The organism is Pseudomonas sp. S09G 359 (genome assembly GCF_002843605.1).
Taxonomy (GTDB): Bacteria; Pseudomonadota; Gammaproteobacteria; order Pseudomonadales; family Pseudomonadaceae; genus Aquipseudomonas.
The window spans coordinates 5173675-5199072 of the sequence record NZ_CP025263.1; the positions used below are offsets into that span (position 1 = coordinate 5173675).

The 25398-nt window shown below is 61.8% G+C and carries 27 protein-coding genes; 4 read left to right on the forward strand and 23 right to left on the reverse strand.

Going from position 1 to position 25398, the window contains the following annotated elements; genetic code table 11:
* Nucleotides 1-99: 99 nt before the first annotated feature.
* Complete coding sequence (locus CXQ82_RS23610) at nucleotides 100-993, reverse strand: AraC family transcriptional regulator (protein ID WP_101272537.1); 894 nt, start codon at nucleotides 991-993, stop codon at nucleotides 100-102.
* 182 nt (nucleotides 994-1175) lie between these two features.
* Here CXQ82_RS23610 and CXQ82_RS23615 point away from each other — a divergent pair, with 182 nt between their 5' ends.
* On the forward strand, nucleotides 1176-2228 hold the full coding sequence (locus tag CXQ82_RS23615) for an NAD(P)-dependent alcohol dehydrogenase (protein ID WP_101272538.1): 1053 nt from the start codon (nucleotides 1176-1178) through the stop codon (nucleotides 2226-2228).
* On the opposite strand, the gene CXQ82_RS23620 is transcribed toward CXQ82_RS23615, so the two are convergent.
* The 6 genes from CXQ82_RS23620 to CXQ82_RS23645 all read right to left on the reverse strand — a co-directional run bounded on the left by CXQ82_RS23620 (nucleotide 2229) and on the right by CXQ82_RS23645 (nucleotide 8284).
* The gene (locus tag CXQ82_RS23620) at nucleotides 2229-3032 is read right to left on the reverse strand and encodes an IclR family transcriptional regulator (protein ID WP_101272539.1); all 804 of its coding nucleotides are present in this window, start codon (nucleotides 3030-3032) and stop codon (nucleotides 2229-2231) included.
* Between the two features lie 218 nt (nucleotides 3033-3250).
* Complete coding sequence (gene araH, locus CXQ82_RS23625) at nucleotides 3251-4216, reverse strand: L-arabinose ABC transporter permease AraH (protein WP_101272540.1); 966 nt, start codon at nucleotides 4214-4216, stop codon at nucleotides 3251-3253.
* 19 nt (nucleotides 4217-4235) lie between these two features.
* Nucleotides 4236-5735 (reverse strand): L-arabinose ABC transporter ATP-binding protein AraG, encoded by a 1500-nt coding sequence (gene araG / locus CXQ82_RS23630; RefSeq protein WP_101272541.1) that lies wholly within the window; start codon nucleotides 5733-5735, stop codon nucleotides 4236-4238.
* Nucleotides 5732-6712, reverse strand: a complete 981-nt coding sequence (locus CXQ82_RS23635; RefSeq protein ID WP_101272542.1) for a substrate-binding domain-containing protein — start codon at nucleotides 6710-6712, stop codon at nucleotides 5732-5734. Before CXQ82_RS23635 ends, araG begins: the two co-directional genes overlap by 4 nt.
* A gap of 32 nt (nucleotides 6713-6744) precedes the next feature.
* Nucleotides 6745-7566 (reverse strand): SDR family oxidoreductase, encoded by an 822-nt coding sequence (locus CXQ82_RS23640; RefSeq protein WP_101272543.1) that lies wholly within the window; start codon nucleotides 7564-7566, stop codon nucleotides 6745-6747.
* Nucleotides 7567-7804: 238 nt separating this feature from the next.
* Nucleotides 7805-8284, reverse strand: coding sequence for a GNAT family N-acetyltransferase (locus tag CXQ82_RS23645; protein ID WP_101272544.1), 480 nt, complete (start codon nucleotides 8282-8284; stop codon nucleotides 7805-7807).
* Between the two features lie 175 nt (nucleotides 8285-8459).
* Here CXQ82_RS23645 and CXQ82_RS23650 point away from each other — a divergent pair, with 175 nt between their 5' ends.
* The 3 genes from CXQ82_RS23650 (at nucleotide 8460) to CXQ82_RS23660 (ending at nucleotide 10389) form a co-directional block, all read left to right on the forward strand.
* Nucleotides 8460-9656, forward strand: a complete 1197-nt coding sequence (locus CXQ82_RS23650; protein WP_101272545.1) for an MFS transporter — start codon at nucleotides 8460-8462, stop codon at nucleotides 9654-9656.
* An 85-nt stretch (nucleotides 9657-9741) separates the two neighbouring features.
* On the forward strand, nucleotides 9742-10074 hold the full coding sequence (locus CXQ82_RS23655) for a hypothetical protein (protein WP_101272546.1): 333 nt from the start codon (nucleotides 9742-9744) through the stop codon (nucleotides 10072-10074).
* A gap of 48 nt (nucleotides 10075-10122) precedes the next feature.
* The gene (locus tag CXQ82_RS23660) at nucleotides 10123-10389 is read left to right on the forward strand and encodes a hypothetical protein (protein ID WP_101272547.1); all 267 of its coding nucleotides are present in this window, start codon (nucleotides 10123-10125) and stop codon (nucleotides 10387-10389) included.
* A 125-nt stretch (nucleotides 10390-10514) separates the two neighbouring features.
* Here CXQ82_RS23660 and CXQ82_RS23665 read toward each other — a convergent pair whose 3' ends face one another.
* The 16 genes from CXQ82_RS23665 to fabG all read right to left on the reverse strand — a co-directional run bounded on the left by CXQ82_RS23665 (nucleotide 10515) and on the right by fabG (nucleotide 25379).
* Nucleotides 10515-11432, reverse strand: a complete 918-nt coding sequence (locus CXQ82_RS23665; protein ID WP_101272548.1) for a PfkB family carbohydrate kinase — start codon at nucleotides 11430-11432, stop codon at nucleotides 10515-10517.
* Entirely contained in the window at nucleotides 11425-12891 is a 1467-nt protein-coding gene (locus CXQ82_RS23670) for a cytosine permease (RefSeq protein WP_101272549.1), read from the reverse strand. The genes CXQ82_RS23665 and CXQ82_RS23670 overlap by 8 nt, the downstream gene beginning before the upstream one ends.
* 189 nt (nucleotides 12892-13080) lie before the next feature.
* Nucleotides 13081-14082 (reverse strand): ADP-ribosylglycohydrolase family protein, encoded by a 1002-nt coding sequence (locus tag CXQ82_RS23675; protein WP_101272550.1) that lies wholly within the window; start codon nucleotides 14080-14082, stop codon nucleotides 13081-13083.
* Nucleotides 14079-14792, reverse strand: coding sequence for a GntR family transcriptional regulator (locus CXQ82_RS23680; RefSeq protein ID WP_101272551.1), 714 nt, complete (start codon nucleotides 14790-14792; stop codon nucleotides 14079-14081). The genes CXQ82_RS23675 and CXQ82_RS23680 overlap by 4 nt, the downstream gene beginning before the upstream one ends.
* 70 nt (nucleotides 14793-14862) lie before the next feature.
* Nucleotides 14863-15423, reverse strand: a complete 561-nt coding sequence (locus CXQ82_RS23685) for a DUF1285 domain-containing protein (RefSeq protein ID WP_101272552.1) — start codon at nucleotides 15421-15423, stop codon at nucleotides 14863-14865.
* A gap of 17 nt (nucleotides 15424-15440) precedes the next feature.
* Complete coding sequence (locus CXQ82_RS23690; RefSeq protein WP_101272553.1) at nucleotides 15441-16046, reverse strand: DUF4823 domain-containing protein; 606 nt, start codon at nucleotides 16044-16046, stop codon at nucleotides 15441-15443.
* A 193-nt stretch (nucleotides 16047-16239) separates the two neighbouring features.
* Nucleotides 16240-17208 carry a GTP 3',8-cyclase MoaA gene (locus CXQ82_RS23695; RefSeq protein ID WP_101272554.1) on the reverse strand — a complete coding sequence of 323 codons (969 nt, stop codon included), beginning with the start codon at nucleotides 17206-17208 and terminating at the stop codon, nucleotides 16240-16242.
* 114 nt (nucleotides 17209-17322) lie between these two features.
* On the reverse strand, nucleotides 17323-17982 hold the full coding sequence (locus CXQ82_RS23700; RefSeq protein WP_101272555.1) for a TetR/AcrR family transcriptional regulator: 660 nt from the start codon (nucleotides 17980-17982) through the stop codon (nucleotides 17323-17325).
* 445 nt (nucleotides 17983-18427) lie between these two features.
* Nucleotides 18428-19213, reverse strand: coding sequence for a TatD family hydrolase (locus tag CXQ82_RS23705; protein WP_101272556.1), 786 nt, complete (start codon nucleotides 19211-19213; stop codon nucleotides 18428-18430).
* 63 nt (nucleotides 19214-19276) lie between these two features.
* The gene (locus CXQ82_RS23710; protein ID WP_101272557.1) at nucleotides 19277-20266 is read right to left on the reverse strand and encodes a DNA polymerase III subunit delta'; all 990 of its coding nucleotides are present in this window, start codon (nucleotides 20264-20266) and stop codon (nucleotides 19277-19279) included.
* Entirely contained in the window at nucleotides 20259-20891 is a 633-nt protein-coding gene (tmk, locus tag CXQ82_RS23715; protein ID WP_101272558.1) for a dTMP kinase, read from the reverse strand. The genes CXQ82_RS23710 and tmk overlap by 8 nt, the downstream gene beginning before the upstream one ends.
* A gap of 19 nt (nucleotides 20892-20910) precedes the next feature.
* Nucleotides 20911-22035, reverse strand: coding sequence for an endolytic transglycosylase MltG (gene mltG / locus CXQ82_RS23720; RefSeq protein ID WP_101272559.1), 1125 nt, complete (start codon nucleotides 22033-22035; stop codon nucleotides 20911-20913).
* 1 nt (nucleotide 22036) lies between these two features.
* Nucleotides 22037-22852, reverse strand: coding sequence for an aminodeoxychorismate lyase (pabC, locus tag CXQ82_RS23725; protein WP_101272560.1), 816 nt, complete (start codon nucleotides 22850-22852; stop codon nucleotides 22037-22039).
* Entirely contained in the window at nucleotides 22852-24096 is a 1245-nt protein-coding gene (fabF, locus tag CXQ82_RS23730) for a beta-ketoacyl-ACP synthase II (protein WP_101272561.1), read from the reverse strand. The genes pabC and fabF overlap by 1 nt, the downstream gene beginning before the upstream one ends.
* Before the next feature lie 111 nt (nucleotides 24097-24207).
* Entirely contained in the window at nucleotides 24208-24444 is a 237-nt protein-coding gene (gene acpP / locus CXQ82_RS23735) for an acyl carrier protein (RefSeq protein WP_016973676.1), read from the reverse strand.
* 191 nt (nucleotides 24445-24635) lie between these two features.
* A complete protein-coding gene (gene fabG / locus CXQ82_RS23740; protein ID WP_015885432.1) occupies nucleotides 24636-25379 on the reverse strand; it encodes a 3-oxoacyl-ACP reductase FabG in 744 nt (247 codons plus the stop codon).
* Nucleotides 25380-25398: the final 19 nt, after the last annotated feature.

A 25398-nucleotide genomic window follows, 5' to 3' on the forward strand; every position in this document is an offset into this window, starting at 1 on the left:
GTCAGTCAGCCTATCTGTAGCTGACCCACCGCTATCGGGGGCAAGTCGAATCGTCGCACCGCCCCTCCCACATTTTTAACCTGATTGTGTCAGGGATATTCAGGCAGCCCGCTCTTCACCGGGGTTACGCAAAAAGTAGCGCTTGTATTCGCGACTGAACTGCGACGTACTCTGGTACCCCACGCTGTGCGCCGCCTGCGCCACGCCCATGCCGTCTACCAGCAGCAACTGCTGGGCCTTCAGCAGCCGTAATCGCTTGAGGTACTGCACCGGCGACAACAAGGTGCAGCGCTTGAAGTGCTCATGAAACGTCGACGCACTCATGTGCGCATAACCGGCCAAGGTCTCGATATTCAGCGGCTCGGCGTAATGCGCATGCAGGTGATTCAACGACGTGGCGATCCGCGAAAACTGCCCCTGCTGCTCCACCAATGCGCGCAGCACATCGGCCTGTGGCCCGCGCAGCGCGGTAAACAACAATTCACGCACTCGCGCCGGGCCCATGATCCGGCTTTCCAGCGGATCGTGCAGGCACTGCAACAGCCGCTCCACGCAGCCGCGCATGGCGTCATCGAGCACCACCGAACTCATCGATTCCAAGGTCTGCGCCGTCGGCGGCGGCCCGGCTTGCATGCCCATGGCCATCACCAATTCGCCCAGCACCACGCGGTCGATGCCTACCGTTACGCCGTACAGCGGCACATCGGACGCCATGGCGAACGTCTCGCACTCGAACGGCACCGGCATCGCCTGGATCAGGTAATGCCCGGCGCCGTACTCCAGGGTACGCGGGCCCAGATAGGCAACTTTGCTGCCCTGGGCCACAAACATCAGGCTCGGCTCGTAGATCTGCGGCCCACGTGCAACGTCGCAACTGGCGCGCAACACCTGCACGCCCGGCAGGTGGGTTGGCGAAAAACCGTCACAGGGCGTGAGCCCCTCAATCAAGGAAACCAGCGTGGCGTTGGCGTCGAGATGGCGGGTCAACAACATGGCAAAAAACTTCGCGAAAAAGGCATGAGAGCATCATCGCAGGTCTGAGGGCACATGCATCCAAACACAGGGCACTGCCGGACGAATAGGCATGAGGTTCGGAGCAATCGCCATGGCCGCACCGGGGGGTGGCGCGGAGAATGGCCCGCCTTACCTGTCACTGCTTTTGCGAGGTTTTCCCCATGTACACCGCCATCGGTTATGCCGCCCAGTCGGCCACCACTCCCCTCGCCCCCATGTCGTTCGAACGCCGCAGCCCGCGCGCCGATGACGTGGCCATCGAAATCCTGTACTGCGGCGTGTGCCACTCCGATATCCACCAGGCACGCAACGAGTGGGGCATCGCCGTGTACCCGCTGATGCCGGGCCACGAGATCGTCGGTAAAGTCACTGCCGTCGGCGCCAGCGTCACCGCGCATAAAGTCGGCGACCTGGTCGGCGTGGGCTGCATGGTCGATTCGTGCCGTCACTGCGACGCGTGCAAGTCGGACCTGGAGCAATACTGCCTCGAAGGCCCAACCATGACCTACGCCACCCCGGACCGCGTAGACGGCAGCAACACCATGGGCGGCTACTCCGACAGCATCGTGGTCAGCGAGCACTTTGTGGTGAAGATTCCGGCCAAGCTCGACCTGGCCAGTGCCGCGCCGATCCTGTGTGCAGGCATCACCACCTACTCGCCGCTCAAGCACTACGGCGTGAAGGCTGGCGATAAAGTCGGCATTCTGGGCATGGGCGGCCTCGGCCACATGGGCATCAAGTTCGCCAAGGCGATGGGTGCTGAAGTCACGCTGTTCACCCGCTCCGCGAGCAAGGCTGAGGAAGGCCGTCGCCAAGGCGCCGATCACGTGATCGTGTCCACCGATGCCGAGCAGATGAAAGCCGCTGCCGGCAGCTTCGACTTCCTGCTGGACACCATCCCGGTGCAGCACGACCTGAACCCCTACCTGGATACCCTGCGCTTTGACGGCGTGCATATCCTGGTCGGCCTGATCGAGCCTGTAGACCCACCGGTACATGCCGGCAAGTTGGTAATGAGCCGCCGCGTGCTGGCCGGTTCGTTGATCGGCGGCATTGCCGAAACCCAGGAAGTCCTGGATTTCTGCGCCGAGCATGACATTACCTGCGACATCGAAATGCTCGACATCCGCCAGATCAACGAGGCCTACGCCCGCATGATCGCCGGCGATGTGAAGTACCGCTTTGTCATCGACATGGCGACCCTGAAGGCCTGATCAGGCCTTCGCGCCCAACTCCGCTGACAGCCGCGCTGCAACCTGTTTGATCACAGGGATCAGCTCGGCCATTTTTTCCAGCGGCATGTAGGGCACGGTACTGGCGATGCTGATGCCGGCGACGATACGCCGGCTGGCATCGCGCACCGGTGCTGCGACACAACGGATCGACGGTTCGTTGTCTTCCAGGTCGAACGCGTAACCGCCCACCACATACTCACGCATGCGCTGCTCGAACTGCGCCCAGGACTGCTCCGGGTGCTGCGGCCATTGCAGGTTTTTCCCACCCGCTGGCTGGCTGACTTCGTACAGGCGCTGCCACTCCTCCACCGTGTCATCCAGCAACAACGCCTTGCCGATCCCCGTGCGCGCCAACGGCATGCGATGGCCAACCCGCGAGCGCATTTCCGGGCCGTTGCGGCCGGGGTTCTTGTGCAGGTAGAGCACGTCGTCATATTCGCGAATAGCCAGGTGGATGGTGTCGCCGGTCAGCGCCGACAACTCATCCAGATACGGTATGGCCAAGGTCACCAACGGCAGTTCTTCGCGCGCCTGAAACCCCAGCTCGATCAATTTTGGCCCCAGCAGGTAGCCGACTTGCGGCACCACGCGCAGATAACGCTCGTCCACCAGGCAACTGGCCAGGCGGTGCGTGGTGCTGCGGGTGGTGCCGATGCGCCGGGCGATCTCTTTGAGATCCCGCGCACCAGCCGCCACGGCTTGCACCACGCCCAGGCCACGCAGCAGGGTCTGGGTGCCGGTGGGCGCGGCGTCTTTGACGGGGGGTTGGACGGTTTCCTGCATATCGGGCCTATAAGTGTGAAAGCGCGGGCATTATGGCAAATACCAACCTTCAATACATTGGAGATCCAATGTGGGAGGGGCGGTGCGACGACTCGGCTTGCCCCCGATGACGGTGGGTCAGCTACCGATGTGTTGACTGACACACCGCATTCGGGGGCAAGTCGAATCGTCGCACCGCCCCTCCCACATTGGAACCTCTGTGTTGTTGAAAACTGCGCCTAGCGCTGTTTCATACGGTCGATAATGACCGCCAGCAACAGGATCGAACCCCGGATCACATACTGGTAAAAGGTGTCGATGTTCTTCAGGTTCATCGCATTCTCGATGATCGCCAGAATCAGCACCCCGGCGATCACATGGCGGATCATGCCGATGCCGCCGCTCAACGATACCCCGCCGAGGACGCAGGCCGAAATCACCGTCAGCTCAAAACCCTGGCCGATCATCGGCTGGCCCGAGGTCATGCGCGAGGCAAGGATCACCCCGGCCAGTGCGCCGACCAGCCCGTGCACGGCAAAGATGATGATCTTGGTGCGGTCGACATTCACGCCCGCCAGCAGCGCCGCTTCCTGGTTGCCGCCGATGGCCATGGTGTTGCGCCCGTAGGTGGTGTAGTTGAGCAGCCAGCCGAAGAACACAAAGCACACGATGGTGATGATGATCGGCACCGGCACGCCCATCAGTTGGCCGTTGCCGAACACGAAGAAGCCTTCATCCATTACACCCACGGCCTTGCCGTTGGAGAAGATATAGGCCAGGCCGCGCACGATCTGCATGGTCGCCAGCGTCGCGATCAACGCATTGATACGCAGCTTGGCAATCACGATGCCGTTGATCAGCCCCACCACCAGGCCCATGGCCAGGGCCGCCGACACGCCAAGCACCACGCTGTCGGTGTCGCGGATCACAATCCCGGCCACCACCCCCGCGCAGGCGATCACCGAACCCACCGACAAGTCGAAGTGCCCCGACGCCAGGCAGAACAGCATGGTGCACGCGGCGATGCCCACGGTCGAAATCGCCAGGCCCAGGCCACGCATGTTCAGCGGCGAGAGGAAGTTGTCGATAAACACCGCGCTGAGCACAAAAATACTCAACGCCGCCAGCAGCATCACCCAGTCATCGAGGAACTTGCGCTGGTTGAAGCCCGGCCAGAAGCCCTTTGCAGTTTTAACTTCAGACATACCCAAACCCTCTTATTCTTCAAGCCCGCGAACGCGGGAGTGCCAGTTGCAGCAGGCGTGCTTCATCTGCCTGGTCGCGGGTCAGTTCGCCGGTCAGGGCGCCTTCGCTCATCACCAGGATGCGGTCGGAGATGCCCATCACTTCCATCAAATCGCTGGACACCACGATCACCGCAATGCCGCTGGCGGCCAGGTTGTGGATGATCTGGTAGATCTCCGACTTGGCGCCGATATCGATGCCACGGGTCGGTTCGTCCAGCAGCAAGACTTTCATCGGCATCGACAGCCAGCGGCCGAGAATGGCTTTCTGCTGATTGCCGCCGGACAGGTACATGATTTTCTGTTCAGCATTCGGCGTTTTGACTTTCATCGCCTTGATCTGCTGGTCGGCGTTGCCTTTTTCCCAGCCCTCACGCAACAGCCAGCCAAAGGTCGAATGCGCACCACGCGCACTGATATTGATGTTTTCGGCGACGCTGGACAGCGGGATGATGCCTTCCTTTTTGCGGTCTTCCGGGCACAGCAGCACGCCGGCGGCGATGGCATCACGGGGCGAGCGCAGGTGCAGGTTTTCACCGCACAGTTGCAGGCTGCCGGCACTGGCGCGCTGCAAACCACTGAGCAAGCGGAACAGCTCCGTACGCCCGGCCCCCACCAGCCCGAACAGGCCAAGAATCTCGCCCTTGTGCACCTGCAGGCTGACCGCCTCGCGCAAGCCTGGGCCGAGCAAGCCCTGGACTTTAAGTGCCACCTCGCCGTGCTCACGCGGGCGGTAGTCATAGATATCCTGGATATCGCGGCCGACCATGCAGGTCACCAACTGGTCGTGGCTCAGCGTGCTCATGTCGTCAAAGGTGCGCACGTACCGGCCGTCCTTGAACACCGTGACCGCGTTGCAGATGCGGAACACTTCTTCCATGCGATGTGACACGTACAACACCACTTTGCCCTCATCGCGCAGGCGCGTGATGATTGCCATCAGCCGGTCGATTTCCCGCGCGGACAGGCTGCTGGTGGGCTCATCGAAGGCAATCACATGGGCACCACGCGACAGCGCCTTGGCGATTTCCACCAGTTGGCGCTGACCAAGGGACAGGCGCCCGAGCTTCTCGTCCGGGTCGATTTCATCGGCCAGGCCTTTAAGGCACGCCAACGCCTGCTTGCGCAGCAGGCTGCGATTGACCACACCAAAACGCGTCGGCAAATGCCCGAGGAAGAGGTTCTCGGCCACGCTCATTTCCGGCACCAGGTGCAGTTCCTGGTGGATCACCGCCACGCCGCTGGCAATGCTGTCGGCAGCACTCTTGAAGTCCATGGTCTGCTCGCCGATCTGCAGCGTGCCGCTGCTCGGCAGGTAGGCGCCGCCGAGGATTTTCAGCAGTGTCGACTTGCCCGCGCCGTTCTCGCCCATCAGCGCATGCACCTCACGCGGCCGCGCTTCAAAGCTGATCTGCGCCAGGGCTTTGACACCGGGAAACTCCTTGCCGATGCCGTTGAAACGCAGGGCCGCGCCGGTCATTTCCACAGCCCGATTTTGCTCAACTCTTCCTTGAAGTTGGCGCGGGTAATCAGGGTGACGTTATCCAGCGCGGTGAACTTGGCCGGCTCGGTGCCTTTGGTGACCCACTCGAACATCGCGCTGGCGGTTTTGTAGCCGGACGCGTCCGGGCTCAGCAGCATCGAGCCGTAGAAACCGGTATCTGACTTCTTAAGCTCCTCAATGGCGTCGGTGCCGTTGATACCCACGCCAATCACGTTGGCCGCCTTGAAGCCGGCGCTTTCAGTGGCGCGCACGCCTCCGAGTACGGTGCTGTCGTTCATGCCGCCGATCAGCAGGTTTTTCGCGGTGCCGGGCAGTTTCACCAGGGCTGAGTTGGTGGAATCCATGCTGCCGGGGACGTCGAGGGTTTTCTGCGCGCTGAACAGGATATGGTCAGCCGGCAGGCCGGCGGCCTTGAGGCCTTCTACCGAACCGTCGGTGCGTTTCTTGCCGGTTTCCAGCTCGTCGAAGGTGTTGATCACGGCGTAGGTTTCTTTCCAATCCCAACCGCGTTTTTTCGCCTCGGTGGCCATGGCCTCGCCCTGTTTCTGGCCGATCTTGTAGGCGTCCAGGCCGACGTAGGGCACGTCTTCCATGGGCTTGCCCTTGGCGTCGACGAAACGGTCGTCTACCGCCAGCACTTTAAGGTTATTGAGCTTGGCCTTGGCCATGATCGCCGGGCCCAGGGACACGTCCGGCGGGCAGATCACAAAGCCCTTGGCGCCGTTGGCGGCCAGGGTGTCGATGGCCGAGAGGGTTTTTTCGCCGTCGGGCACGGCGATCTTGATCACGGTGAAGCCTTGGTCCTTGCCGGCTTTTTCGGCGAAGGCCCATTCGGTCTGGAACCAGGGTTCTTCGGCCTGCTTGACCAGGAAGCCGATCTTGACTTCCTCGGCCAGCGCCACGCTGCTGAATGCCATCGCCAGCGCCACAGCGCCTAGAGTCTTCTTGAACATGAACCACCTCCTTCTTCTTATTAGAAAATGCTTTAGTCGTGGTACATCACCGAACGCCCACCATCGATCATCAGGCAGGTCGCATTGATAAAGGGCGCCTCGTCAGTCGCCAAAAACAGCGCACTCATCGCCACCTCGATCGGCTGGCCGATGCGCTTGGGCGGGTGCAAATCGAAGGCGCGCTGGCGCTCGGCGTGGGGGTCGGGGAAACCGTTCCAGTAATCGGCGTTGAGCTGGGTTTCGATATAACCCGGCGCGATGGCATTCACGCGGATGCCCTTGGGCGCGTACTCGATGCCCAGGGCGCGGGTGAGGCCGAGCAGGCCATGTTTGGCGACCGGGTACGGGAAGCAACCGGGGATGATGTGGCTGGAATGGGTGGAGGCGATATTGATGATGTTGCCGATGCCCTGCTCGATCATATGCGGCAGCACCGCGCGGCAACCGTACCAGGCGCCGTCAAGGTCGATGGCGAAGCAGCGGCGCCAGTCTTCGTCGGTCATTTCCAGTGGGTCACGGAACACATTGACCCCAGCGCAATTGACCAGCACATCCACGCGACCAAAGCGCTCGATGGCCACGTTGACCAGCGCCTGCCATTGCTCCTTGGAAGTGATATCGACGGGTTGCGCAATGATCTCGGCGCCGCGCTCGCGCCAGTGGGCGGCAACTTTCTCGACCTTGTCGCCCTGGATATCGGCAATCACCAGGCGCGCCTGCTGGGCCTGGAAACAGGCGACGATCGCCTCGCCAATGCCCTGGGCGGCGCCGGTGATGATCACCACTTTGTTCTTCAGCCGCTCGCCATAGGTGGGCTCGGGTACAGCGGGTAACGACAACGGTTGGGGCTGCATCGCTTCACCTGTTTTATTTTTGGTAGTGAGTGCTGATGCAGCCGACTATAAACCCATCGCTTAAAATATCTCAATATATAAATTTGCATCCCATATATTGAGAGATGCGCAAAAAAAAATGTGGGAGGGGGCTTGCCCCCGATAGCGGTGGGTCAGCTAAACAATTGCTGACTGACACACTGCCATCGGGGGCAAGCCCCCTCCCACATTTGATCTTCAGTGTTTTCGGAAGATGGGTTTAACCGAGGGCAAAGTCGCGCAGCGCGTCGCCTTCCATGCGGTAGCGCACCCACTCCTCCTGCGGCTGGGCGCCGATGGATTTGTAGAAGGCAATCGCCGGTTCATTCCAGTCCAACACGCTCCACTCGAAACGGCCGCAACCGTTATCGCAGGCGATCTTGGCCAGATGACGCAGCAGCTTCTTGCCCGCCCCGCCGCCGCGTTGTTCGGGGTTGATGTACAGGTCTTCGAGGTACAGGCAGTTGCTGCCCAGCCATGTCGAGTAGCTGAAAAAGAACACCGCAAAGCCAATCGGCAAACCATCGCGAGAGCAGATCAGGCCATGTGCCGTGGCGCCCTCGCTGAACAGGCTGCGCTCGATGTCCACCACGCTGGCGATCACTTCATGCCGGGCCTTTTCGTACTCGGCAAGCTCGGTGATAAAAGCCAGGATTTGCGCAGCATCGCTGGGCACGGCGGGGCGAATCTCGATGGACATGGGCGGGCCTTGGGCAATTTCAAAGGCCACATACTAAGGGGGTTTCGTGACGGATTGCAGTGCAATTTGATTACTCCGGCCTGGCGTAATGCAAGCACCAGCAACCACAGAACAAATCCTGCGGGCGTGCGTGGTAAACAGTCGGGCATAACTCCAATGACTTCCAGGCTATCCCATGCATTCCACACCCGCCGTGAATACCAAGCTGTTCGCCTTGTTTTGCCTGGCCAGCTTCTTGTTGTCGCTGTCCTATGGCTCAACATTTCTGCTGTCGCTGCTGATTCATTCACGAGGCGGCAACGAGCATGATGCTGGCAGCGTGATTTCCACCGCGATGCTCAGCACCTTCGTGGCGGTGGTGCTCTCCGGGCACCTGGCCGATGCATTGGGCGCGGCGCGGGCCATCGCGGGCATGGGTCTGTTGCTGGTAGTGGCGTGCCTGGGTTTTGCCCTGACGCCGGGGTTTGGCCAAGGTTTGATGCTGTTCGGCTTGGCCCTGGGGTTGGGCTGGGGCGTGTTCTATACCTTGGGCCCGATCATCGTGACCATGCTGGTGGAGCCCAAGCAACGGGCCAGGTATTTCGCCCTGCTGTCGGGCAGCATGTTGAGCGGCATCGGTTCCGGCCCGTTGCTCGGGCGCGCCGCGAGCGCGCTGGCGCTGCCCCTGACGACCGCGTTCTATATCGCGGCCGTGGCCAGCCTGGCCGGGGTGCTGCTGTTCTGGCGGATCGGCGCACAACTCAAGCATCACGCAAACGCGCCTACCTCGAGGATTTCCTGGGCCACCAGCCGCCGCGTGCTGTCGTCCAAAGCCGCGTTCGCGATCCTGATGGTCGGCCTGGGCGGCTGTGTATTTGGCGGGCTGTCATCATTCCAGACCAGCTATGCCGCCGCGCGTGGCTTGGATTATTCGCTGTTCTTTGCAGGCTTCCTGAGCGCCGCGATCAGCAGCCGCCTGTTGATCGCCGGTTTTGTGGTCAGGCGCGATGCCTACTGGGCGGCCTGCGTGTTGTCGGGGACCATGCTCGGAGCCATCGCCCTGTTTGCCTTTGGCGTGACCGGCAACCTGAGTTACCTGCTGGCGGCTGCCACGCTGGGGCTCGGTTATGGCCTGACGTATTCCGTGATCAACGGGCTGGTGGCCAATGAAGCGCCGCCCGGCACGACGCCTCAGGCGCTGTTGCTGTTCAGCCTGGCCTACTTTGTCGGGGTGTTCGGGTTTCCTTGGTTGGCGGGCAGGATCATCGTCGACTACGGCCTGTCGGCACTCATGCTGAGCGTACTGGCCATCGCCGCGTTGAATTGGCTGATCAGCGTGGCACGTTTGCTGGAGCGCCGGTTTTTAACACACAAAATCTTACAGGTGCGCTGATACCGTTCGTCGCCATCAAGGCACGAACCCGAAAGCGGGGCTGACCAATAGAGGGTAAGGACATTAATCATATGGAGACACCCTCATGAAGAATTCCAAGTTTGCCGCCCTCGCCCTCACCGGCCTGTTGTCTGCTGCGTCGCTGAGCGCCTTTGCCGCCAGCTCGACCACCGGGCCTACCGATCCAACGCCTGACGCCACCACCGAGTCGCAGAAATCCATGGGCACCGGCCTCGACACCAATGGCGGCGCGATTATCCAACCGGGCGCCGACCCGCGCACCCAGGGTAACGACACTCAACGCCAGGCACCGGCTGCCGTCGGTAACGGCAAAATGGGCCCGTCGATCAATCAGCCCAACATCAACAAGGGCGATGACTCGAACGTGCCTGGCGCGCCAAAACAGCCGGCGCCTTAAGGCATCGATAGGACGAACACCCGATCATTTCCCAGTGAAGAGGTACACATGAACGTCGATAGAAACCTTGAAAAAGAAGTCCTCACCCGCCTGCTGCACGCCCACCCCAACGGGTTGGGCAAGGAGGTGCTGGATAACTACCGCGGTGAAAAGGTGGTCGCCAGTGTCTTGGCGTTTCTGCAGGACCGCGGGTTTATCAAGGATGGGCATGTGACCACCGACGCCGCCGGTGAATATTCGTTGAACCTGCCGATCAAGCTGACCGCGTCTGGAGTGGATGAGGCGCGCAAATTGGAAGGGGAGACAAGCCAGTAAGCCCGAGACACGCCGCAATACAATGTGGGAGGGGGCTTGCCCCCGATAGCGGTGTGTCAGTCAGCTGATTTTTCTCTGACCCACCGCTATCGGGGGCAAGCCCCCTCCCACTTTTTGACCTCCATTTATTTTGAGAGTATGGCGTCAACTTCATCTGGGCCGGGCGAGGTCGCCGGCCCCCAACGCGTCACCGCCAACGCCGCCGCGGCATTCGCTCGGCGCGCCGCCACAGCCGGCGTCAACCCGTTGGCCAACCCGGCAATAAACACCCCCGCATGCGCATCCCCGGCGCCATTGCTGTCCACGGCCTGCACCTTGAAGCCGGGCACATGCTCGATCTCGCCCACACGCCCTACCCAGCAGCCATTCGGCCCATCGCGTACCACCAACAATGTTTCAGCGCGCAGGTGACGGTTCAGCTCGGGCAACGCGCCAGCAATATCCGCCGTGCCGGTAAACGCCAGGGCTTCGGGGCCATTGCTGGTCCAGATGTCGATGCGCGGCAACAGCGCGCGCATCAACGCCGAATCCGGTGCCTTGACCAGCGGGCCTGGGTCGAACACCACCACGACCTGCCGTGGCAATGCCAGCAGCCAGTCGATCAGCGGCTGCGCCTTACCCTCCAGGAGCAGGCTGTAGCCGCTGACGTACACGTAGTCGTCAAGCTGCGGCGCCACGCCAGCCAGGTCCTCGGCACTCAGCTCACCCTCGGCGCCGATGTGGGAGATAAAGGTACGCTCGGTGGTGGCCTCGGTCAGCGACACGCATAAACCGGTGTCCTTGCCGCTGCTGGCCGCCAGGGCCATCTCGATGCCCTCGGCCTGCATCGCTGCGCGCGCCAGGTCGCCGAAGCGCCCGTTGCCGTGGCGACCCAGGTAGACCACCGGCAAGCCATTGCGCCGCGCGGCGGCCATCACGTTGAAGCCTCCGCCCGCTTCGAAGCTGGCGGACTGCGCCAGCACATCGCCGCCGGTCGCGGGCAAGGTATCCAGGGCCATGACCAGGTCGACGATGACCTGGCCGGTGTGCAGCAATCTAGACATTGGGGCTCTCAACTAACGCCGGACGACGGTCAGCCGCGCCGCCCAGTACGGCATAAATCCCGCCGGCCACCAGGAAGGTGACGATCCAGCCCAGGCCGTTGTGGCCCAGCCAGGAGTCGGACAACGGCCCGGCGAACCAGATATTTTCGGCGGTGGTGCCGATGGTGGTGAAGCTGAAACCCAACACGATCGCCACGGCCCAGGCGCCGAAGGCACGCCACTCCACACCGCCGCGATACCAGTAGGCGCTGCTTGGGCTCACATCCAGCAGATCCTTGGGGCTGTAGTAATGGCGATGGATCAGGTCGACTACAAAGATCCCGACCCACGCGGTGATCGGCACCGCCAGCAACGAGATGAAAGTAATGAACGGGCCGTAGAAACTGTCGGCGATCAGCATGAAGTAAATCGAACCGGCAAAGATCGCCACGATATCGACAATCACCGCATGCACGCGTTTGACCTTGAGGCCCAGGGTCAACGTGGTGAGACCGGCCGAGTACACCGAGAGGTTGTTGGACAGCAACAGCCCGCCGAACGCGGTGATCAGGTACGGCACCGCCATCCAGGTGGGCAGCATGTCGCGGATCGCGATGATCGGGTCGGTGGCCGACGCCAGGTCATTGTTGCCCACCGACAGCAGCCCGCCGAGGGTGATCAACAGCACCAGCGGAATCCCCGCGCCAAACGCGGCCGACGCCACCAGGCGCACAGCCTTGACGCTGCGGTGCTGGTAGCGCGACATATCCGCACCGGCGTTGGCCCAGCCGATGCCGGTACCGGCGGCCATGGTGCCGACGCCGATGATCATCGCGCTCAGGGGTGCCGGGGTGGCGTTGAACACCGCGCTCCAGTCGATGGTGGCGCAGAGGAAGCCGCCGACCAGGATATTCAAGGCGCCGAACACGTAGGTCGCCCACTTCTGGATCACCAGCAAGGTGGCATGGCCCAGGCCGGAGACGGACAGGGTCAGCAACACGAAAATGGCGATGAAGATCAGGGTGAGTACCGGCGCGCTTTTGGCCTCGACAGGCGAGCCGAACAGGATCGAACACAACGACAGCAACACAAACGCCGCCGTGGTGGTGTTGACGGTTTCCCAGCCCAGGCGCGACATCAGCGACACCAGGGTGGGGCCGATATTGCCGCGCACGCCGAAGATGGCGCGGGACAGGGTCAGGCTCGGAGCGCGGCCGCGCCGGCCGGCAATCGAGATAATGCCGACGACCGCGAAGGAGCCGGCGGCGCCGAGGATCGCCACGATGATCGCCTGCCAGATCGCCAGGCCGCGAAACGCCACCAGCGTCGCGCCCAACGGCAAACCGAGGATGCTGATATTCGCCGCGAACCACACCCAGAACAGTTGCAGCGGATGGCCGTTGCACTCGCCTTCCGGGACCGGTTCGATACCACGTGTTTCCAATTGCCCGGCGCTTTGGCCGGAAGAGGTGCTGCTCATGAGGGGGTGCTCCTGGTGCCTGTATTGTTGTGGTTGTGGCAGATAATCAAAGCTTTAACCGGTCGTCCTGACTCAATGCGATCGATGTGGGAGGGGCTTGCCTGCGATGGCGGTTGGTCAGCCAGCAAATCAGTGACTGGAAAACCGCCATCGGGGGCAAGCCCCCTCCCACATGTTTGCCTGCGGCGCTTAGCGCATTTTCAGCAGCCCTTGAACCAACGGCTGCAAATCCAGGCCATTGACCTGTTTGACCTGTTCAATCATCGCTTCAGGCCAGCACTGCATACCCAGGCAAGCGCCCAACATGGCGCCGAGGATCGCAGCGATGGTGTCGGTGTCACCGCCCAGGCTGGCAGCCAGGCACAGGGCTTCGAAAGCGCTCATGTCACCCACCGCCACTTGCTGGGCCAGGGCGAACGACACCACCACCGATTCCTGGGAGGCGACGGAGGTGCCGATCAGTTCGTACAACAGGTCGGCAAACAGGGCTTTGTCGCCACTGCCGACACTCAAGGTGCGCGCCCAACTGATGCGCGTGGAAATTCGCCCACCGGCAATCCAATGGCCATGGCTTTCGGCCTGTTGGGCGATCTGCGTACCGATATTCAAGGCTTCGCCCAGGTCCACGCCGTTGATGCCGGCCGACACCACCGCCGCCACCGCCGCCGCGCTGGAAATGCCCAGCGTGGTGTTATGGGTTACCTGGCACGCCTGGATCACCGCCTGGATAAACCGCGCCGGGTCGCTGACATCGGCGGCGATCCCCACCGGGGTGATACGCATGGCGGCGCCATTGGTGGTGCCGTAGCGCCCGGATTCTTCCGGGGTGTGGCCAGCCAGGATCATGTCGATCGCCCGTTTGGTGGACGGGCCGAGCAGGTCCTGGGAGCCCTTGGCGCGCATCACCGCTTCCCAGTCGATCAGGCGCTGGGCGAGCACGGTGGGCTCGATGAGGCCCTGGCCTTCGATCAGCAACTCACCGACCAGGATCGCCTGTTCGGTGTCATCGGTAATCGAGCCGGCGGGCATGTTTGGCGCGATGGGTTGGTCGGCGTCGGCATCTTCCAGTGCAGTGATGGCACCGAAGCGCCGTTGCACTTGCTCACGGCTAAGGGACTGGGTGGGCATCCCCAGGGCATCGCCAAGGGCCAGGCCATAGAAAGCGCCGAGGGCGCGAGTATTCGGAGTCATTTCGAAGATCCAAACTGCAGGTGCAGGCGAAAATGCAGAGGGTCGAGCAAGCTTTCGACATACTCCATGAAACGCTCGCGCCGGTCGTAGGTGGTACGCGAGGCCTTGAGAAACACCGTGCCTGCCGGGCGGCCAAGCAGCTCGGCGTCTTCGTCGCTGAGGGGCTCGGCGCCGATCCATTGGTCGCCTTCGGCGCCCACAAAGCCGTAGGCGGCCAAAGTGATGGTCAGGGAATTGTCGATCAGGCCGACCCGGGGCAGGCCTTCCAGGCCCGCAGACGCCGGCATCAGTGAGCGCTCCAGGGACACCGCAGTGCCATCAGTGGTGCGCCGGCGCCGGTCGAGAGCAATGAATTGGTCGCTGCCGAAGCGGCTGAACAGATCAGGCCGGGTCACCGCCTCCAGGCGCAGGACATCGGTGGTCACCAATGCCCCCGTGTCGGCCAGGGCCTGAGCCCAGCCGCTGTGCTGGTCAAGCACCATGCCGTCAAAGGTGACGATGGAACCGACGCCGCTTTGCGTGGCGATGTAGTTGCGCCGCTTAAGCTCAGCAAGGGCCTCGCGCAGAGTGCCTCGGCTGACCGCAAACTCTTCGGCCAGTTGATGCTCGCCTGGCAGCAGGAAACCGTCGGCCATCACCCCACCCTCGATACGGCGGATGAGCTCGTCGACGACGCGTTTTTTCTTATCAAATCGGACATGTCTAATCATGTACAAATTGATAACCGAAAGCGCCCGTTTGCGGCAAGCGAATTATTTCAGCGAGATGAAAAAACCGGCCTCAGGGCTCCAGGCCAATACGGAAAAACTCCCCTGCGCTCCAGACGCCAAGCCAGTTCTGACCGTTGATCGGACGGCTCACCGCCAGCTCGACCAATTGGTAGAACACGTTGCGATGTACGAGGGCTTCGAGGTTGGTGCGCACCCGCAGGTAAGGTGAGGGTTCCTGGGTAACGGGGTCGATGACCACCCGCAACGGGTGCTCGAGGCCGGCGTCGACTTCTTCGTCGACATTGGTGGTAAAGCGCAATACCTGGCTCTCACCCTGCCCTTGCACCTCCAGCGTTATGGCAACAAATGGCGCATCTTCGACGCTGATGCCGACTTTTTCCACGGGCGTGATCAGGAAGTAATCATCGCCATCGCGGCGGATGATGTTGGAGAACAACTTGACCATCGGCTTACGCCCGATTGGCGTGCCCTGGTAGAACCAAGTGCCGTCGCGGGCGATGCGCATGTCGATATGGCCGCAGAAATCCGGGTTCCACAAATGCACCGGCGCCGGCCCCTTGCCCTTGGGCAGTTGAGCCAACAGATCATTGGCCTTGGCGGAATCGGTCATGGGGCTCTCCCTTTGCGTTACTGATCACCCATGCCGAGCAGGCTGCGAGCGTACTGCGCCAGGGGGCGGGCGACCAGGTCTTCTGGCTTGTTGTCGTGGAACGTCAGTAAACCGCCACGACTGCGAATGCGTGCAGTATCAATCAAATACTGGGTGCTGGTCTCGATTAACATGATCTGGATAACGCCGTTGTCCAGGCCAACCCGGTCCAATGCCTCTTGGTCAGCCCACTCATCGGCGTTGCCGATTCGGTCATCGGCCTTGGCGAAGCGGCAGTACAACAGGTAGTGAGCACCCGCCGCACGGGCTTCGGCCATCGCCTGCTCGAGCCCTTCAGGCTGACGGGCGCGGCGCACCATGGGGAAGTATTCGACGAAACCGTTGAAGGCTTCCTCGGCCACTACGTTGGGGCGCGGGTAGGCGCTACCGGGTGGCACGAACGTACCTTGGGCGATAAACACAAAGGAGTCCGGCTGTATGCGAACCGAGGCGGTACGGCGGGTATCGCTGTGGTCGAGCAACCCGGCGTCGCTCATCTGATAGCGGGTGCCTTCGGCCATATCGCTGACGGTCATGCAACCACTCAGCGTCAACGACGCCAGCAACAAAACCAGACTACGCATCCTAATCCTCCAGAGGCCGGTGACGGAAAACCGGCGAATGGGCACTAGATGCAGAATCCGCGCCATTCAGCAGCGCCTCAATTCAAATGTGGGAGGGGGCTTGCCCCCGATCGCAGTGGGTCAGCCACAGATGAGTTGACTGATACACCGCAATCGGGGGCAAGCCCCCTCCCACATTGGAAGATGTGTATTCTCAGCCGCCGATGATTTTCATGATGGTGGCGCCGCCGGAGAACGCCACTTCCTGTTTGTCACCCAACGCCTTCATCAGCAGCCCTTGCAGGGCTGGCAGCGCTTGGTGGCGCGGCTTGTCCAGCAGGTCGCCAACATAGTGGCGATTACTCGACGACAGGCAGCCATGCAGCCAGCCGGTAGACGACAACCGCAGCCGCGAGCACGTGCGGCAGAACGGTACGCTTTCGTTGGCGATCACACCAAAGAAGCCTTTGCCCGGCACTTCATAACGCACCGCCGTAGCATCCACCGGGGCATTGGCTTGCAGGTATTCGTGGTGTTCGCCGATCAGGCTGAGCAGCTGCTGCAAGCTGACGAACTGCTGCAGGAATGCATTCGAATCCTTGGCCAGGTGGCCCATGCGCATCAGTTCGATAAAGCGCAGCTCGTAGCCACGTTCCAGGCAGTAGTCGAGCAGCGGCATCACCTGGTCGAGGTTCTGGCCGCGCAAGGGCACCATATTGACCTTGATCTTGATGCCGGCGGCGCGGGCCTGGTCCATGCCATCGAGCACGGTGGCCAGGTCGCCGCCACGGGCGATACTGCGGAAGGCGCCAGCATCCAGGGTGTCGAGGGAGACGTTGATACGGCGAATGCCGGCGTCCACCAGCAGCGGCAGTTTGCGCGCCAGCAGTTGGCCGTTGGTGGTCAGGCTGATGTCACTCAGGCCCATCTGCCCCACGGCGCCCATGAAGGCTTCGAGCTTGGGGCTGACCAGCGGTTCGCCGCCGGTGATGCGCAGGCGGTCGATGCCCGCCGCTTCGATCAGGTACTCCACGCCGCGCGCCATGGCCTCGGCCGAGAGTTCGTCCTGGGCAGCCACCAGCCGTTTGCCGTTAGGCACGCAGTAGGTACACGCGTAATTGCAGGCTGAGGTCAGGCTGATCCGCAAATTGCGAAAACGCCTGCCTTGACGATCAACGATCATGGATCACTCCGGCAGAGGATGATTCGGGCGCGCTAAAAACTGACCTATAAATCAGCTTTTAGCAAGATCCTTGCCTGAGTATATTCCTGGGGTACTGCGCCTGGCTGTAAATAATCAGCTGGCAGGCGTTTCAGCAGGCGCTTGTGGCAGCTCGGTGCTGTGCTTGCGCTTGTTGCCCATGCGCACGCCGATGTCCATCAGGAACTGGAAGAAGCCTTCCTGATCTTCCAGCACATTGCTCCAGAACGGCGAGTGGTACAACGCCACGGCGCCGTGCACCAGGGCCCATGCGGCGCAGTAGTGGAAATACGGCGGTACGTCTTCCAGCTTGCCTTCGCTGATGCGGCCCTTGATCAGCAGGGTCAGGCGCTCGAAGTTAGAGGCGCGGATCTTATGCAGTTCCTCGACCATTTCCGGCACCTGGTGGCCCTTGACCACCTTCTCTTCCAGGCGGTCGAACAGGCGATAGCGCTGCGGGTCACGCATGCGGAACTCGAAGTAGGCGCGGGACAGCGCTTCCTTGTCCTTGTCGACATCGGCCGAATGCAGCAACTCGTTCAAGTCGCGCTCGTAGTCGAGCATCAGCCGCAGGTAAATCTCGGCCTTGGACTTGAAGTGTTTGTAGATCGTGCCTTTGCCGATACCCACGGCATCCGCAATCATCTCGACGGTGACGCTGTCTTCACCCTGTTCGAGGAACAACTTCAGTGCGGTGTCGAGAATTTCCTGCTCACGGCGGCGAAACTCACGGACCTTACGGGGTTCTTTGTGCATGAGGAAGAGGTCTGCAAAGGTCGGAATGGGGAGGGTTGCGCAGTGCCACGAATACATGGCGATACGATTTACCCAGTGCGAGGGATTATCCCGACTGAACGGTCGTTGGGCAACGCCTATGTGAACCCGTTACGCACTTTACTTTCAGCACGCCAACGATTGCATGCCTAGCAGTCAGAAATAATACGCAACAACTACAGCTGTACACCGCGCCAATGAGAACTCAAGCGAAGCGCGCGTATTCCAAATCTGTTTAAAAAACGACCAGTCGCGACTGGACTGAATCGGATACTGATCAATACTTGAACTGTCGGCGCGGCATCTCCCCCAAGTGACGCGTCGACCTGGGTACCGACGGACTGTGTGCCCTTGTTTACTCCTAATGGTCTTAACCCGGATTCCCCCCCCCAGAACCCGGGTTTTTTTTGCCCGCGATTTGCTCGCGTCAGCCGGCTACATGGGCCAGCGGGAACAGGCGCTTGAAGTTCTGCGTAGTCTGTTCGGCAAAGCGTTCGTAGGATTCACCTCGCAGCATCGCCAGGTAATCCGCCACATCCCGCACATACTCCGGCAGGTTCGGCTTGCCGCGATGCGGGATGGGCGCCAGGTACGGCGAGTCGGTTTCCACCAGCAGGCGATCTGCCGGCACCTGCCGCGCCACGTCACGCAGGGCGTCGGCGTTGCGGAAGGTGACAATACCCGACAGCGAGATATAGAAGCCCAGGTCCAGGGCCGCCTTGGCCATGTCCCAGTCTTCGGTGAAGCAATGCAGCACGCCGGCCTGGGGCAGCGCAGCTTCGCGCAGCAAGGTCAGGGTGTCGGCGCGGGCGCCCCGGGTATGCACGATCACCGGTTTGCCGGTGTGCTGGGCGGCGTGCAGGTGCAGGCGGAAGGAGGCCTGCTGCAACTCGGCGGCTTCAGGCTCGTAGTGGTAATCCAGGCCGGTTTCGCCGATGGCCACCACGCGCGGGTGGTTGAGTTCGCCCAACAGCCAATCAAGGGCCGGCGCTTCGCCGGGCTTGAGGTCCAGCGGGTGGATACCCACCGAGCAATCCACATCGGCATACCGATCAGCCAGGGCTTTGACGTCGGCGGCGTTTTCAGCGCTGACGCCGATACACAGGAAGTGCCCTACCCCGCGCTGGCGTGCGGCGTCGAGGGCAGCGTCAAGGGAGCCGCCGTGCTGGGCAAGGTCGAGGCGATCCAGGTGGCAATGGGAGTCTACGAGCATAGGAAGTTACAACTTTGTTCACGGAAAATGTCTGGCCAACGATACACCCGCTGGCCACGGAAATTAACGCCGGCCGAGCAGGCCGACCCACTGCACCAGCAGCGCTTCGAGCAACAGCACCCGGTTGAGGTTGGCCTTGCCGAGGACCTTCTGGCGCTGGGCGAGGATCCAGTCCTGAATGCTCAGCACCTTGTCCTGGGGGCTCTTCTGCGCGAGGTATTGCACCACCTTGCGCATGTCCGGCAGGCCCAGGCCGTTTTCATCCTGGGTCAGCTGGTAGCGCAGGATCAGGCTCGACCAGTCGCAGAACCAGTCGAACAACAGCAGCAAGGGAATGTCCTTCCAGGCACCTTCGGCCAACTGCGTGGCAGACACTTCCTGCTTGATCAGCTTCTTCACCCCATCCACCACCAGCGCGCGCTGCTCGCGCACACCTTGGGCGTGCAGCTTCACGGCGGCCAGCGGTGAGCCGGCGGCCAGGGTCAACAACTCGCCCCGCTCGTCTGCGGAGCACTCCGGCAGCGCCTGCGCCAGCCATTCCAGGCTCATGGCTTCGCTCGGCAACGGGCAAGCCTGCTGCACGCAACGGCTACGAATGGTCGGCAGCAAGCGGCTGGACTGGTGACTGACCAGCAACAGCACGGTGTCGCCGGAGGGTTCTTCCAGGCTCTTGAGCAAGGCGTTGGCCGCGTTGATGTTCATCGCTTCCACCGGTTCGATCAACACCACCTTGCGCCCGCCCATCTGCGCGGTTTGCACCACGAAGCTGACGAGGTCGCGCACCTGGTCGACCTTGATCGCCTTGTCGGCTTCCTCGGGTTCGAGCACGTAGTTGTCCGGGTGGCTGCCGGCCTTGAGCAGCAGGCAGGATTTACATTCGCCGCACGCCTCCAGCTTGACCGGGCGCTGGCACAGCAGGCTGGCCATGAGGCGCTCGGCCAAGTCCCGCTTACCGATCCCCACCGGCCCGTGCAACAGGTAGGCATGGGCGTGCTGGGCGCGGCCGGCCAACTGTTGCCAGAGGCTGTCCTGCCACGGGTAGGCTTCAGCCACGGGCGCGCTCCAGCAGTGTCGGCAACAGGGCGTCAATGGCCTGTTGCACCTGGGCCAACGGCTGCGCCGCGTCCAGCAGGGAGTAACGCGCCGGCTCGGCCTTGGCGCGCGTGAGGAATGCGCTGCGCACGGCATCGAAGAACGCCTGGCCTTCCAGTTCAAAGCGGTCGAGACGGCCACGGGCACTGGCACGGGCCATGCCCACTTCCACCGGCAAGTCGAACAGCAGGGTCAAATCGGGACGCAAAGCGCCCTGCACGAAGGTTTCCAGGCTGGCGATACGCTCCAGGGACAAACCCCGGCCACCGCCCTGGTAGGCGTAGGTGGAATCGGTGAACCGGTCGCAGATCACCACGGCACCGCGTGCCAAGGCCGGGCGAATCACCTCGGCCAGGTGCTGGGCACGGGCGGCAAACACCAGCAGCAGTTCGGTGTCCGGATTCATCGGCTCCTCGCCTGGGGCCAGCAGCACTTCGCGAATGCGCTCGGCCAGCGGCGTACCGCCGGGCTCACGGGTCAACACCACCTCAATACCTTCGGCGCGCAAGCGCTCGGCCAGGTAATCGCGGTTGGTGCTTTTGCCGGCGCCTTCAGGGCCTTCCAGGGTAATAAACAAGCCAGTCACAGGCAGTCCTTAGTCAGAGTCATTGCGGGCTTTGCGGTGCGGCAGTGTCCGGCGCAGGCTCGGCGGGGGCATCAGCAGCCGGCGCAGTTGCCTCTTCGGCAGGCTTTGCCGCCGGCGCCGGGCTGGAGCGGTAATCGGCGCGACGCTTGAGCTGGAACTCACGCACCGCGGCATTATGCGCATCGAGGTTGTCCGAGAAAATATGGCTACCATCCCCCCGCGCAACGAAATACAGGCTGCTGCCGGGCACCGGGTTCAGCGCGGCGTGGATCGCCTCGCGACCAACCATGGCGATGGGCGTCGGTGGCAGCCCGGCAATCATGTAGGTGTTGTAGGGGTTGGCTTCCTTGAGGTGGGCGCGGGTCAACTTGCCGTTGTAGCGCTCGCCCAGGCCGTAGATCACGGTGGGGTCGGTCTGCAACAGCATGCCGATCTTCATGCGGCGCACGAATACCCCGGCGATCTGCCCACGCTCCTCAGGTACACCGGTCTCTTTTTCCACCAGGGAAGCCATGATCAGCGCTTGGTACGGATCGGTGTAGGGCACATCGGCGGCGCGCTTGCTCCACTCCTGGGCGAGTACGTCATCCAGGCGGTTGTAGGCTTTTTTGAGGAATTCGACGTCGGTCATGCCGCGTACGAAACGGTAGGTATCCGGGAAGAACCGACCTTCGGGGAACACGCCCGGGTGGCCGAGCTTGTCCATCACTTCGCTGTCACTCAGGCCGGCGAGGGTCTGCACGATCTTTTCGTGCTTGGCCAGGGCCAAACGCACTTGGCGGAAATTCCAGCCCTCCACCAGCGTGAGGCTGTATTGCACCACCTCGCCACGCTGCCACACACCGATCAGGCCTTGGGCGGTCATGCCGGGGGTCATGCGGTACTCACCGCTGTGCAACGGCTGGCCGTCGAGATTAAAACGCCAATACAGGCGCAGCCAGAACGCACCGTCGAGCACGCCGTCGGCTTCGAGGCGGTTGAAAGTGCCCGTCGGGGTCGCTCCGGCTGGCACATCAAGCAATTGCTCCTCGGTGAGCTTCAAAGGCTGCTTCAGGGCAGCGTCGTATTTCCAGGCAGCAACGCCCAACAGCAAAGCCGCCGAGAACAGGCCGATCAGCAGCAGTACAAGCAGTTTTCGTATCAACTCAAATATCCAATAGCGCGCGAACAATGCCCTGCAGTTTACGGGTGAGCGGCCCAACCGGCCAGCTCATCGCAGCGCAGCCACGCACCGGCCAAATGCCATAAACGCTGTTGCACACGAACACTTCGTCAGCCTGCTGCAACTGCTCGAGACTGATGTCGGCCACGGCCAGCGGGACGCCCAGCGCTTGCGCCTGGGCCAGAATCTCGGCGCGCATGACCCCCGCAACGCCGCAACGCTTCAGATCGGCGGTTAGTAACAAGCCATTGCACACCAGGAACAGGTTGCTGAACACGCCTTCGATGACACGCCCGGACATATCCAGCATCAAACCTTCGGCATGCTCGGCATCTTGCCACTCGGCACGGGCGATCACCTGTTCCAGGCGGTTGAGGTGCTTGAGGCCGGCAAGCAACGGCTGCTCGGCCAAGCGGGTGGCACAGGGAAACAGGCGGATGCCGTCGGTTCCATGGGCTGGGGAATAGGTAGCGGGCGCACTGCCCTGCAAGATTCGGCGCACTGGCGCACCGGGGTTGCTGCCATAACCGCGCAGGCTGTCGCCGCGGGTGAGGATCAGTTTGAGCACACCGTCGCCAAGAGCGGCGGCATAGGCCAGCACTTCGCTGCGGATCAATTGCGGGTCCGCAGCCAAGGCGAGGCGCCTGCAACCCTCTTCGAGGCGCTGCAGGTGGCGGTCGAGCAGCACGGGCTGCCCGGCCTTGACGGCGACGGTCTCGAACAGCCCATCGCCATACGCCAGGCCGCGATCTTTCAGGGGCACAGTGTCCGCTGGCTGACCGTCGACCCAGCTGTGCATCACTCGGCGAACCGGCGGAACACCAGGGAACCGTTGGTGCCACCAAAGCCGAACGAGTTGGAGATCGCCACGTCGATCGGCATCGGCTGCGCTTCGTGGGGCACGAAGTTCAGGTCGCAGCCTTCGTCCGGCTCATCCAGGTTGATGGTCGGCGGAGCGACCTGATCCTTGATCGCCATGACGCTGAAGATCGCCTCGACCGCGCCCGCCGCACCCAGCAGGTGGCCGGTCATGGACTTGGTGGAGCTGACCGCCAGGTTGTAGGCATGCTCACCGAACACCGACTTGATGGCTTCGGCTTCCGCCAGGTCGCCGGTCGGGGTCGAGGTGCCATGGGCGTTGATGTACTGCACCTGGGTCGCATTGACCTTGGCATCACGCAGGGCATTGGTAATGCAACGCGCGGCACCGGCACCGTCGGACGGTGGCGAAGTCATGTGGTAGGCGTCGCCGCTCATGCCAAAGCCGATCAGCTCGGCGTAGATGGTGGCACCGCGCGCCTTGGCGTGTTCCAACTCTTCCAGCACCAGGGCACCAGCGCCGTCGGACAGTACGAAACCGTCACGGCCCTTGTCCCACGGCCGGCTGGCACGGGTCGGCTCGTCATTGCGGGTCGACAGCGCACGGGAGGCACCAAAGCCGCCCATACCGAGGCCGCAAGCCGCCATTTCGGCGCCGCCGGCGATCATCACGTCGGCTTCGTCATAGGCGATGTTGCGCGCCGCCATGCCGATGCAGTGCGTGCCGGTGGTGCACGCCGTGGCAATCGCGTAGTTAGGCCCCTGTGCACCCAGGTGGATGGACAGGAAACCGGAAATCATATTGATGATCGAGCCCGGTACGAAGAACGGTGAAATTCGACGAGGGCCGGAATCGTGCAACGTGCGGCTGGTGTCTTCGATATTGGTCAAACCGCCAATACCCGACCCCATGGCCACGCCGATGCGCTCACGGTTGGCGTCGGTGACTTCCAGGCCGGCATTACGCACCGCCTGAAAACCGGCTGCCAGGCCGTATTGAATGAACAGGTCGAGCTTGCGGGATTCTTTGAGCGAGAGGTATTCCTCGACATTGAAACCCTTTACCGAGCCGCCAAAACGGGTGGAATAGGCAGAAAGGTCCGTGTGTTCGATCAGACCAATACCACTGCGGCCAGCCAGAATGCCCTCCCAACTGCTCGGCACATCCGTACCCAGTGGCGACAACATACCCATACCGGTGACTACGACGCGTCTACGCGACACAGCACTCTCCTTTTTCTTGATGACGACACTTTGCATCAGAGCTAAAGAAAAAACCGCACGCCGTTACAGCAGTGCGGTTTTTCCCTAACAGCAAGCGACGACTACAAACTATTACGCCTGGTGGGCAGTAACGTAGTCGATAGCAGCTTGAACAGTAGTGATTTTTTCAGCTTCTTCGTCCGGGATTTCGGTCTCGAATTCCTCTTCCAGAGCCATCACCAGCTCAACGGTGTCAAGGGAATCGGCACCCAGGTCTTCTACGAAGGAAGCGCTGTTGGTCACTTCTTCTTCTTTAACGCCCAGTTGCTCGGCAACGATTTTCTTGACGCGCTCTTCGATGGTGCTCATACCTTGTTTAACTCCTAATGGACAAATTCAGGCAGCTGGCCAGTGGGTAAGTGTATAGAAAGCCTTTTCAGCTTTTCAACTGAAAGCTTCACCCTGTACCCGGTCGGCCACCTGCCTATAAATTAAGTTGCAGCTTTATAACGGATTTTAGACAGCTCGTATGACATTTTTTTGAAGCGATCCGTCACAATTTAACTCATGTACATCCCGCCGTTCACCGGGATTGTAGCCCCAGTCACGTATGCCGCACCGTCAGATGCCAGGAAAGTGACCACATTCGCGATCTCTTGAGCCTGGCCCAGACGACCCAGCGGAATCTGCGTCAGCAACGCTTCACGCTGTGCTTCCGGCAGTTCGCGGGTCATATCGGTATCGATGAACCCTGGGGCCACCGAGTTGACCGTAATCGACCGCGAGCCGACTTCACGCGCCAGTGCACGGCTGAAACCTTCCAGACCGGCCTTGGCGGCTGCATAGTTTACTTGGCCTGCGTTGCCCATGGCACCCACTACGGAGCCAATATTGATAATTCGGCCCCAACGCGCCTTGGTCATGCCGCGCAAAACGCCCTTGGACAGGCGAAACAGACTGTTCAAGTTGGTGTCGACCACGTCGTACCACTCGTCGTCTTTCATGCGCATCATCAGGTTGTCACGGGTGATACCGGCGTTATTCACCAGAATCGCCGGCGCGCCGAACTGTGCGGTGATCTCGGCCAGTACGGCAGCCACGGACTCATCGCTGGTTACATTCAGTTCCAGGCCGGTGCCTTGAACGCCGTTTTCCTTCAGGGTCGCGGCGATACGCTCGGCGCCCGAAGCGGAAGTGGCGGTGCCGATCACAACGGCGCCCTGACGGCCCAGTTCCAGGGCGATCGCCTGGCCAATGCCACGGCTGGCGCCGGTAACCAGTGCAACTTTACCTTGCAGACTCATGCAGGCTTCTCCTTAGTTC